This is a genomic window from Mucilaginibacter yixingensis (genome assembly GCF_041080815.1).
Classification (GTDB): domain Bacteria; phylum Bacteroidota; class Bacteroidia; order Sphingobacteriales; family Sphingobacteriaceae; genus Mucilaginibacter; species Mucilaginibacter yixingensis.
In genome coordinates this window covers 2,735,893-2,747,529 of sequence record NZ_CP160205.1, presented here as the reverse complement: position 1 = coordinate 2,747,529, position 11,637 = coordinate 2,735,893, and the positions used below count along the sequence as shown (strand labels likewise).

The following is an 11,637-nucleotide window of genomic DNA, read 5'->3' as shown; positions in this document are numbered from 1 at the left end:
TCGAAAAAATTGAAAAAGTCTTACGCAATCGGAATAGATATCGGCGGTTCATCTCTGAAGTGCGGTGTCGTAGATACTTTGGGTAACCTGGTATACACATTTAATTTCCCAATCAGCAATATGTACGCACAGGGCGAAAATATCGCCCTGATATTAACGGCCATCCGAAAGTGTGTTGCCCATGTTTCAGATAAAATTATTGGGGTAGGCATTGGCTTTCCGGGCATAGTAGATAAAAACGTCATTATTGGTGGTGCCGATAACCTGCCGGGTTTTGTTAATGTTGATCTGGGCGATATCATCAGCTCGGCAACCCACCTGGATGTGGTGATTGATAATGATGTAAACATGATGGGCGCCGGCGAACAGCTGTACGGGGCAGGCGTTGGCTGTAGCGATGTTTTGTTTCTAACAGTTGGCACCGGCATCGGCGGCAGCCTGATTATTAAGGGCGAGGCCTACAGCGGTTACAAAAATAGGGGCGGAGAGATTGGCCACATCCCCATTGTACATAACGGAAAAAAATGCGCCTGCGGTGGCATAGGCTGCCTGGAAGCTTACGCGGCAGTACCGGCCTTGGTTACTAGATATAAAGAACTGATGGGTGGAGCCGCAACAGAAGAAATTACCGGCGAGCTGATAGCCCGGCAATACCGAAAACAGCAACCACAGGCAATTGCCGCATTTAATGAGCATTTTGATTACCTGTCCTCAGGCATTGCCGGTTTAATTAATGTGTTCAGTCCGCAAAAAGTGGTGATTGGCGGCGGCATCAGCGAAGCTGATTTTTATGTGCCCGAGATTGCCGCCCGTGTGCCTGCCAAAGCTATCCCTATTTCTGTTCAGCATACCCTTATTGTAAAAGCCGAGCTGGGCAATCAGGCAGGTTTGATGGGCTGTGCTGCCAAAGTATTTCAAACCTTCAGCCGCATTTTTTATGAAGCATAGCAATAAATTTCTGGTCGGGCTCATCCTGTTTATCTGGTTTGTCATATCGCTGGTTACCAATATTCTGGGGCCATTAATGCCGGTAATTATACAAACCTATAAGCTCAGCTTAACCATGGCAGCCTTTCTGCCGTTCTCGTTTTTCCTGGCCTATGGGGTGATGTCTGTCCCGGCGGGTATGCTGATTGAGCGGATAGGCGAGAAGAAATCCTTGTTAATTGCGTTCAGCCTTAACCTCATTGGCTCGCTGGTGTTTTCATTGTATCCATATTATAGCGTTGCGCTTGGGTCACTGTTCATTATAGGTATGGGTATGGCCATGCTGCAGGTCATTATCAACCCGCTGATGCGCACCGCCGGTGGCGAAGAGAATTTTGCCGTTTACTCTGTCCTGGCACAGCTTGTTTTTGGCTTTGCATCCTTTGTAAGCCCGTATATATTCTCGTACCTGTACAGCGGTTTGCTGGCGCATGTTCAAGGTGACTGGCTCATCGGCACACTATCATCCTTAGTGCGCCAGGGCTTATCGTGGACGGCCATGTACTGGCTCTTCACCACGGTGTTTATACGGGTGATTAGTTTAATTGCGTTCATCAAAATCCTCAACGTTGAGTTAAAGGACGATGAGAAGGCTGGCGCCTTTACGGTATACATCGAACTGTTAAAGCAACGCCCGGTTTGGTTGTTCTTTTTGGGTATCGTAGCTTACGTAGGCACCGAGCAATCATTGGCCAACTGGATGTCAGAATTTCTGCGGACCTATCATGGTGTCGACCCCAATAAAGGTGGGGCCCATGCGGTGGCCTGGTTCTGGGGACTAATGTCGGTAGGGTGTCTGTTGGGGATCTTTCTGTTAAAACTATGGGATGCCCGCCTGGTGCTCAAATGGGCAGTGGCAACGGCAGCCATCACGGTTTCGCTGTCGTTATTTGGCAGTGTGCAAATTGCTTTATATACTTTTCCGCTGGCTGGGTTCTTTATATCGGTGATGTTCTCTATTGTGTTCTCGCTGGCGTTGAACTCCATTGCCATGCATCATGGCTCTTTCTCGGGCATCCTGTGTTCGGGCATATTTGGTGGGGCGCTTATTCCGCTGATTGTTGGCAGTATGGCCGACATGTTTGGACTGCGCATAGCCATGACTTTCCTGTACGTAACCTTGGGATACATCCTGTTTCTGGCATTTTATGCCAAGCCTCTTGTAGATAATAAAACGGTGAGCTTTAAAGAGCTCCTTAAGCTTTAACCTTTCTCCAAACCAATTAAACTATATGAAATTAAGAGTAATTAATCAGTGTCTGGCAGCCGTGGCATTAGTGGCCTGCCTTACCAGTTGCGCTGAGAAAAAGAAAGACCGCCGGCCCAATATCCTGCTGCTGATGGCCGATAACCAATCATGGAACAACACCGGCTGTTATGGCGATAGCGTGGTCCAAACCCCTAATATTGATCAGATTGCCGGTCAGGGGGTGCGGTTTACCAATATGTTTTGCAACTCGCCATCGTGCACACCGGCCCGAGCCAGCCTGCTGACGGGGCGCGATATCTGGAACCTGGAAGACGGCGCAAACCTGTGGGGTATTCTACCCAGAAAGTTTGCCATTTATACTGATATGCTGGAGCAGTCGGGCTACCAAACCGGCTATTCTGGCAAGGGCTGGGCACCGGGTAGTTATAAAGCCAACGGCAGGCCACATAATCCGGCAGGTCATTATTATAAATCGTTTAAAGAATTTATGGCCCATACCAACGGCAGCGGGCCGTGGACCTATTGGTTCAGCAGCTATCAGCCTGGTCGGCCTTTTGATCCTAAGAACCCGGATGCAGTTGGTGCAGGTTTAAAAGCGGGTATTGATCTGAACAAAATCAAAGTCCCTAAATATCTGCCGGATTCAAAAGACGTGCGCATGGATATTGCCGATTACTACGCCGCGATAGAGAAGTTTGATAACGAGATTGGCGAGATTATGGCCGAACTGAAACGTGTAGGTCAATTAGATAATACCGTAATTGTGGTATGTAGCGACAACGGCTGGCAAATGCCGCGCGGACTGGCCAATTTGTATGATTTTGGCACCCACGTGCCGTTCATTATGTCATGGCCGGGCCGATTCAAGACCAATGCGGTAGCCAATAACCTGGTGACCTTAAACGATATCGCCCCGACATTTTTACAGCTGGCAGGGGTTGATGTACCGGCTAACATGACCAGCAAAAGCCTTTTACCTTTTGTGGAACTGAATCAGCCTAAGGCACCGGAGCGCTCTTATGTGATTTATGGTCGAGAGCGCCATGCCTTTGTGCGTCAGCATGGTTTGAGTTATCCGGGCAGGGCCATCAGAAACAATGATTTCCTGTATATCAAAAACTACGAGCCCGGCAGATGGCCGGCCGGCGATCCGCCGCTGTATGGCGATGTGGACCCTTACATGATGAGCTATGAAGGCCTGGCCAAATTTTATATGATGGCTCACAAAGACGATCCGAAAGTAAAACCCCTGTTTGATCTGGCCTTTGCCAAACGCCCTGCCGAAGAGTTGTTTGATGTAAAGAACGACCCTGACGAACTGCACAACCTGACTTATGATAACAAATATGCCGCGGTTAAAACACAACTGGCCGGACAACTAAAAGCTTACCTGGTGGCCACCAATGATCCGCGTGAGACCGGAGGAAAGATTATTTGGGATACAACGGCTTACTACAGCGAGATCGACAAAACCCCTCGTCCAAATAAAAAGGCGCAGAAGCTGTTTCATCTGGATTCTGTTTACAACTACCTGAAATAAACCTATATTACTATGAATCTAAAAACAAACCCGATGAAGTTTACTTGCATTGTTGCTGGCCTAACTATGGGGATAAGCGCTATGGGGCACGCCGCTACTGCGAAAAGCTTTAAAGGACAGGATACCGTGCGTGAGAATGTTGTTTCCGGATTGTATTCTTTCGAGTCGGCGGATGATCTGGCCGTTTGGAAAACTGCAAAAGGTAAACTATCGCTTTCTGACGCACATTACAAAGATGGGAAACAAGCTTTGGCCTGGAATTGGACCAAAGGAGATGCGTTGAGCATTAATAAGCCCAAAGGACTGGAGAAAGCCACAGACGTGTACCCCGGCGGCATACCAGAAAGATATGAGCCCGCTTATTACCCCAAAGGACGGTACGGTGGCATCAAAATGTGGTTGTATCAGGAGAAACCGCAAGCCGGTAAAATGACCTTTAACGTAGGTGCTGATGAGCAGTCGGCAAGAAATCATCCTAAATACACTTTCTCTGTCGATATGGATTTTACCGGCTGGCGCACTGTTTGGGTTAATTTTGAAGAAGATGCCAAGGTGAAAAACTATACCGGCAGTAATGTGATGACCAGCATTTACGCTTACCCGGGTACCGGCATGTCTGCCAGCGGAACGCTTTTTATTGATCATTTTACGCTGCTCACTTTTGTATCTAACAAGCGCCATTCTGATATGCTGTTTAAGAACAATAAATTGGAATTGCGGTCGGATGACTCCTACGAGATCAGGGAGCCTTACCTGGCTTATCGCAACGCAAAGTTCTCTCAACAGCAGTATGATAAGGCAGATTTTGCCAAACAGTGCAAGCTGATTGAAGATCGGCTGGAATTTCTGATGCTAGGCGATGGCTCTGCCGACTGGCAAAAACGCGGTACCGGGATTGAAAAAGACCTGGCTGCCAAAATAAAAAAAGCCAACAACAACTATAAAGACCTTGGCCTTAAAAACGAAAACGGATATGTAAACGGAAAGCCGCTGTTTGCCATCCGCGATGAACAGGGCGCACCCGAGGGAGGAGAGTTTCAGGCGGTTTCTCAAAATATTTTCTTCCCGCTGGCTTTTGATTATCGCGTTAATCATTCAGAAGAGTCAAAAGAAAAACTGATGGAGGCGCTTGATTATTTTCAGGATCAGGGCTGGGCTGCTGGTAGTGGTACGGGTACGGTAGATCATGTGATCCGTTTAAACCCGGTTGCTGATGCTGTCTTTCTGCTGCGTAAAGATCTGAAAGCTAAAGGTAAACTACCGGCTGATATTGACATGCTGGTATGGCACTCCCGCCTGGGTAGCTTACTGGATATTGACTATACCAAAGGCGAAAACACCGACAAGGTGCGTGGTGGAGCGCTGGTGAAACTAATCAACATCTTATTGCTGGATGACGGCCCGCAGAAAAAGACATTGCTGGAGGATTTTGCCAAGTACATGGATCACGTGATTGATTACGCACCAGGATACAGCGATACATTTAAGCCAGATTACTCCGTATTTCATCACCGCGGTACTTACCTGAATACCTATGGTATTAATGCGGTGGCCACCATGACGCTGATCCATTGGTTGTTGCAGGGCACGCCTTATCATTTATCTGAGCGGTCTACCACCATTTTAAAGGAAGGTTTAACCAAACAGGCAGAAATAGCTTTCGGGGTTGATTTGCATTACGGCGTTTGCGGTCGATTGACGCAGAATAACAGTGCCATTGATGGTTTTTTACTACCCGCCTTTGCCTTTATGGCCACAGGTGTGGATAAGAACGATGAAGACCTGGCGCAATTGTTTAATTATCTGTATGATGTAGCCAAGCCTGCAGAGGTAAACGCCATCCTCACACCTGCACTCACTTATTGCGGTACCTTGGGCACGTTGGATTTGATGGTGCGCTTGCATGAATCATGCAAGGGAAAAATGAAGCGCCCGGGCGATGGAAGTTATGTGATGCCTTACTCTGGCCTGATGAGCTACCGCCAGGGCAATGCTTTTGCAACGGTAAAAGGCTATAACCAATACGTATGGGATTATGAAGCCGGAACCGGAGAGAATAACATGGGCCGATACCTGAGCTTCGGCACGCTGATTACCGCACAGGGTAACGAGAAACAGGGTTTTGAAGGACAGGGCATGGATATGAATGCCGGTTTCCATTGGGGATACCTGCCGGGAGCGACCACCAAAGCTATGCCTGCCGAAAAGATTTTATACTATGCTACGCCAAATGCTAAATATGAGGAAGGTCAGCATCGTAACTTCTCCCGCAGCCTGTTTGCCAGCGGCTTGAGCCAGCAAGGTAAAAACGGAATGTATGCTGTAGATTTGCGGGATAATGTGGGGCCAGATAAAGATGTAGCACTTTTTGACAGCACCTTTCGCGCTAAAAAATCCTACTTCTTTATTGGCAATGAGGTGATTTGCCTGGGCTCTGACATTGCCAATACTGATAAGCGTTACCACACAGTAACTACGCTCTTCCAATACCGGGTAAATAATCAATCGCCGACACAATTGAACGGTAATGCTATCGGCACGTCATTAAGTATTGATCAGTATGCCAATGGTGGGTACTTAACAGACCAAAACGGTGTGCATTATATCTTCGGTAAAGACCAAAAAGTTAGGTTGATGCAGGGCGAGCAATCATCCTTTAAACTGGAGAAAAGTAATTATCAGCCTATATCATCTCCCCACGTAAAGGCCTATATAGACCATGGTGCAGCACCACAAAAACAGGGCTATGAATATGAGCTGCTGCTGAACACGCCGGCTGATCAAGTTGCACCATACCTCGCCAAAAAGAGCTATGAAGTTTATGAAAAGGATGCTGACGCACATATTATTTATCACCCGGCATCAGGTATCACCGCCTACGCAGTTTTTACCGCCAATAAAGTTTTAAAAGGACCGGTTGTTAAAACAGACGTTCCACTGCTGGCGATGTTTAAAAAGGAGGATAACAACGCGGTTTTAACGATAGCAAACCCAGATCTGAATCTGGAAAAATGGGGACATAACATGTCGCGTATGCCCGAGAATATTACCAATGCGGTAAGCAAAGGCTCGTTTGTAACGGTTACGGTAAAAGGGGAGTGGTACCCGGCGCAGTATGTTGCAGACGTGCAGTCTATCACCCACGTAAATGGTAACTCGCTCATAAAAGTTTATTGTAAGGATGGCAAGAGCATTGATATTCCCTTACAAGTAAGGCCATAAGCTTTACAGCACGTGCACAAAAAGCCGGACATATCAAATATGTCCGGCTTTTTTGTAGTTATTAATCGGGGCAGATCAATTGATCTTCTGAGAGAAACCTGCCAGGTTGTATGACACCGGCACCGTGCTGCTGCCCAGCCGGTAAATACCGAATTTGAAATAGTAACCATCCTCATCATTACGGCCAATTTGTATCTGCTGATGATCAACAATATGTTTGTTCACGGTTTTGCCATTCTGGTTGTAAACCATTTGTACATCCAGCTGGCCATCTTTAACTATAGTTTGCGTCTGGCCGCTGTATTTTGACCAGTTAACATTTGCAGAGAAAGTGATCCAGCAATCTTTTGGGAAATTTTCAAATGGCATTTTGTAAGCGATGGTAGAGGCTTTATAGACCGATTTTACAGGCCGCATAATATCAGTCTTAGCAACATTGGCATTGCAGCGGTCAGATTTATCCGTTAACCATTTCCTGTCGGAGTTGGCTTTGATGTAAAAATATCCGTCAGAAAAACCGAAGGCCAATGGTGGGTAGCCACCTTGTTCTATCAGCCAGCCATTAGGTTTTTTATCGGTTTTGTAAACGATATTGCCGCTGTTGTCAGTCGTTTTTACTTTATCGTAGCCGGTATCTTTATTAAAGATCATGCGGTTGTACAGCTGCGCAAATTCATCAATGGTTAACTTTTTTATTTGGCCGTTGGGAGTGGATATCAGCGTACGGTCGGGCATGCCATGCCACTGGGCAAAAATGGTATTGGTATTTGCCGGATAGCTGGATGGCAAATAGAATGAAAACTGATAGGTGCATGATGATGCCTGCGGAACACGGCCTTTACCATTCAGGTACACCGTTTTGGTCATCTGTGCATCCTGGTACGCTTTTTCGGGGCGATCCTTAAAATCATCGTGCGTGGCGTAGGCGAAGGCCAGTTCTGCCCGGCCTTTGGTGCCTTTGCCATCATAATCGGTAAGGGTATTATCATCTGCTTCCAGCGAGAAACGGTAGGAGGGCTGTCCGTTAAACGGCAACGCATAATCATGCTGAATGGCGCTTTTCTTTTTAATGCCAACGCCGGCCCATACGCCGTCAATAATATCATATTTTTTTGCGCTGTCTTGTTCAATGTTGGTGCGGGTAGGCAGCGGTTTTAACTGCTGGGTTTGTGCCATTGCAAAGTTGGCCGATAGCAGGCACGTGGCAATCGGCAGGAGGTTCTTCTTCATTTCGATGTTTAATTTCTGGTTTTTAACTGATAATTGAAATTAAGAGAAGCCGCGCCCAAAGGCTTTCACTTTTGTGCTAAACACTTTAAGTTTGGGACATGTCTTCGGTAAAAAAACGTGAGTTAGGCATAAAAAAAAGAGCGACAACCCCAATGGATTGCCGCTCTTTTGCGTTCAACTGAATGCAATAAGGTTTAGTTACTCAGCTGAGTAACCAAATGTTCTTCTTTATTGTTGATTTTGATGGTCAGATCAATTTTGCCTTTGTCCAGGTCAAAATCAGCGCCTTTAGTCAGACTGATTACCGGTGGCTTACCGCTGGCATAAGGGTATAATACCGTGGCAAAGCTGGTGGTATTGTTATTGGTTTTTTGTTGTTCAAAGACTACTGCCGGTCTTGGCTTTTCTTCGCGGTAGGAGTAGGATACCTTGCCGTCTTCAGCAACCGTTTTAATAGCCGGACCAAAAGTTTGGATCAGCAAGTTGTTGTTGTCGTTAAAATCTGTGCGGATGCTGGTGTGGGTGGCGTCGGTAACCGCATTGCCCTCTGCCAGCTGGAAGTGGATGCCTACGTTACCTTTGGCTGCGCCGATGGCATCGTCAAGAATAACAAAGTAGGTTTTATTGACGAACAGTACCGTACGACGGTGTTTCAACTCAGGATAGCTCTGGTTTTCATATTGCAGCACATCCAGTGATGGTGATGTTTTCCAGTATTTTAATTTAGCGTCGCAGGTCTCCATGTTTTGGTTGTTGAGCGTGAGTGTTTTATGCACCATGCTCTGGCGGTACCAGTTGCGCAGTTTCATAATGCTGGCGTCGCCGCTGTAAACGTAACTGCCGGCATCGGGGGTGAAATCGCGGCCCTTCACCCACAGGTCAAACGTGCCGTTATCGGGTTGGGCATGAAATTCTCCCCGGGGGCCAGCACGAAGCACCATCACCGTGGAGTTCATATCCCAACCGTTTCTGAAAGTGTAGAAACCACCGGTTTTTAAAGGGTACGACAGATACGCAGGTAAATGACCTTCCTTGCCCTCTGTGGCCAGGTAATGGATCATCTCATTTTTTGGAAACACCTGAACCCATTTCTGGTAATTCTTTACCATTTCGTTTTTATACACCAACTTAGAATCGGCAAACATGGGGTAAACATAGTCTGGGAATGAGAAATTGGCCAGCGCCATAATCATCTGCTCAGTTGTGTTTTTATAGCTCTGCGGAAATTCATTTTCCAGGCCTGTAAGCTGGGTAGCTCTCAGGGCTTTTAAAAACACGTTGATCATAGAAACGTGGTAATTAGGCGACAGCTCAAACTGCAGCCCATCAGGATAGATCTGTTTCTTGATCTCGCGATTAAGGTTTTCAATGCCGCCTTTACGCCATTTATCAGCATTGCTAAACTCAGGGAAGAAACAACCAGCATCAATTATGCGCTGCGATTCAAACAGCAAATGGTTACCTTGTTCACTGTAATGGCCCGATAGATAGTCGGCGTGGTTGGCGTAATTATTTAAAAACTCAACCAAAAACTGTGGTGTGAAATTAGGCGAGTTGATAAACATAATAAACAGGTTCAGCTGGCTTTCCAAACGCTCAGAAACCTCCAGCGGTCGCCAGGCGTAGCGGTCATTATCAGCCGATAAGCCAAGTGGGTTCTTCTTAATCCAGTCCTCATACTGCAGCATCCATTCTTTGGCATACTTTTCATCACCAGATGACCAGTAAGCCAGCCCCATCGGCTCCCACCAGTACATGCGGTGTAGCTGCCAGCGCACTTCGTTGTCTTTTACCGGCCAGTTCTGCCAGTTAATGTCTTTACCGTAGTCAAAATAATCATACCCGGTATGCACAAAAAATAGGTGCTGCATGCCCTTGTCGGCTTTTTCCTGCACGCCCTTAGGCAGCTTTTTTCCGGCGTAGGTGGCCCTATCGTCAGTGCTATAATCCGGAATGGTTGCGTTGGTGCGCTGGCGGTAATATTTCAGCAGGGCCACGGCGGCGTTGTCATAATCGCCTTGGGCTGCCAGCTTGCCCGCGGCTTCAAGACCGGGTCGCTTAAGATCAAGGCGCGCAAATAACGCCGCCTTATCAGTTGTTGTGATCAGTTTAGCCTGGGCGCCAGCCATAAATGGCAGGGCACAGATGACTATCAGGCTATAAATCAGTTTTCTCATCATTGGTTTTCGTGGGGTTAATTTAGTTTAATGTGTTTAATAATGGCATAGCGGTTTAATGCTTCCAGGAAATAATAATCGGCATAGTTAATTGGGGTGTCTATTTCTGATTTTAGGGGAAGGGCGCCAACACTGTGTTTCAAAATAAAATAATGCCCGGTGCCTGGTTTGTACAGGTATTGATCTGTAGATAACGACTGCAGGATCTGCTCTGCATATTTAAAGTAGTTTTGGCCGTTAGCTACCTGCGTACTCAGCTGCAACAGGCCCGAAGCCATAACGGCTGCAGCAGATACGTCGCGATAAGTGTTCGGGATATCCGGTGCATCATAATCCCAGTACGGAACTTTATCGGCCGGTGTGCGCGGATGGTTCATGATGAACGCGGCAATGTGTTTGGCCTGATCCAGGTATTTCTGATTGTGTGTATAGATATAAGCTTGGGTGAAGCCATACAGGCCCCATGCTTGCCCGCGTGCCCAGGCAGAGCTATCAGCCAATCCCTGAAAGGTTACTTTTTCAACCGCCTTGCCGGTAATGGTATCATAACTTACTACGTGGTACGAGCTGTAATCTTTTCTAAAGTGATTCAACATGGTAACATCAGCATGGTTTTTAGCGGCCATGGCGTAAACCGGTTTGTTAAACTTTTTGGCCGACCAGAACAGGTAATCAACATTCATCATGTTATCAATAATTACCGGGTACTGCCACTTGCCAAAATCCCATGAGCGGATGGTGTGCGTTACGGGGCTGTAGCGTTTATACAGATTCATGGCGCCATTTTCCAGAGGCTTTAAATATTTCTTATTGCCAGTTAGGCGGTAGCCATTGCCGTATGAGTCATAAAGCATAAAACCCAGATCGTGGGTGAAGGTGAAGTGCTGCACCGAGTCCAGTCCGAGGGTAAACCGGTCAGCATCTGTGGCCAGTTGCTTTTTGCCCGATAGCTCGTAGGCATACCATAAACTGCCGGGAAAAAATCCGCAGGTCCAATCGCTTTGGGGTGCCAGGCGCACGGTGCCATCGGGTTTAATAGAGCGTGGAGTTAAGCCCGGCTGATAAACCGCAGCCGCGCGGGTGAGTTGATACACGGCGGCATTTTTTGATTTGGTAAACCATTGCGGCGGGCGCGTTTGCCCTTCAGAACGCAGGTTCCACAGCAGGGCTAAAACAATGGCAATAGTACATGCCGTTTTGGTGTTGCTATCAAACTTCATAAGGTGTTGATTTTTAAAAATTATGGGATGCAAGTTAGATAAGCACGCAGG

The 11,637-nt window shown here is 47.1% G+C and carries 7 protein-coding genes; 4 read left to right on the top strand and 3 right to left on the bottom strand.

From position 1 onward, the window contains the following. Positions 1-9 precede the first annotated feature (9 nt). The 4 genes from ABZR88_RS11195 to ABZR88_RS11180 are packed head-to-tail and all read left to right on the top strand — an operon-like array spanning position 10 to position 6,959. The gene (locus tag ABZR88_RS11195) at positions 10-948 is read left to right on the top strand and encodes an ROK family protein (RefSeq protein ID WP_107830287.1); all 939 of its coding nucleotides are present in this window, start codon (positions 10-12) and stop codon (positions 946-948) included. After that, the gene (locus ABZR88_RS11190; protein ID WP_107830285.1) at positions 938-2,194 is read left to right on the top strand and encodes an MFS transporter; all 1,257 of its coding nucleotides are present in this window, start codon (positions 938-940) and stop codon (positions 2,192-2,194) included. Before ABZR88_RS11195 ends, ABZR88_RS11190 begins: the two co-directional genes overlap by 11 nt. 25 nt (positions 2,195-2,219) lie before the next feature. Beyond that, a complete protein-coding gene (locus tag ABZR88_RS11185) occupies positions 2,220-3,737 on the top strand; it encodes a sulfatase (RefSeq protein ID WP_107830283.1) in 1,518 nt (505 codons plus the stop codon). A gap of 12 nt (positions 3,738-3,749) precedes the next feature. Next, complete coding sequence (locus ABZR88_RS11180; protein WP_107830281.1) at positions 3,750-6,959, top strand: chondroitinase family polysaccharide lyase; 3,210 nt, start codon at positions 3,750-3,752, stop codon at positions 6,957-6,959. Positions 6,960-7,034: 75 nt separating this feature from the next. On the opposite strand, the gene ABZR88_RS11175 is transcribed toward ABZR88_RS11180, so the two are convergent. The 3 genes from ABZR88_RS11175 to ABZR88_RS11165 form a co-directional block, all read right to left on the bottom strand. Then, positions 7,035-8,189 (bottom strand): heparin lyase I family protein, encoded by a 1,155-nt coding sequence (locus tag ABZR88_RS11175; protein ID WP_107830279.1) that lies wholly within the window; start codon positions 8,187-8,189, stop codon positions 7,035-7,037. Between the two features lie 194 nt (positions 8,190-8,383). Then, positions 8,384-10,369: a heparin-sulfate lyase HepC gene (gene hepC / locus ABZR88_RS11170; protein ID WP_107830277.1), complete on the bottom strand. Its 1,986-nt coding sequence runs from the start codon at positions 10,367-10,369 to the stop codon at positions 8,384-8,386. Positions 10,370-10,383: 14 nt separating this feature from the next. Next, positions 10,384-11,586, bottom strand: a complete 1,203-nt coding sequence (locus tag ABZR88_RS11165) for a glycoside hydrolase family 88 protein (RefSeq protein ID WP_107830275.1) — start codon at positions 11,584-11,586, stop codon at positions 10,384-10,386. Positions 11,587-11,637 lie beyond the last annotated feature (51 nt).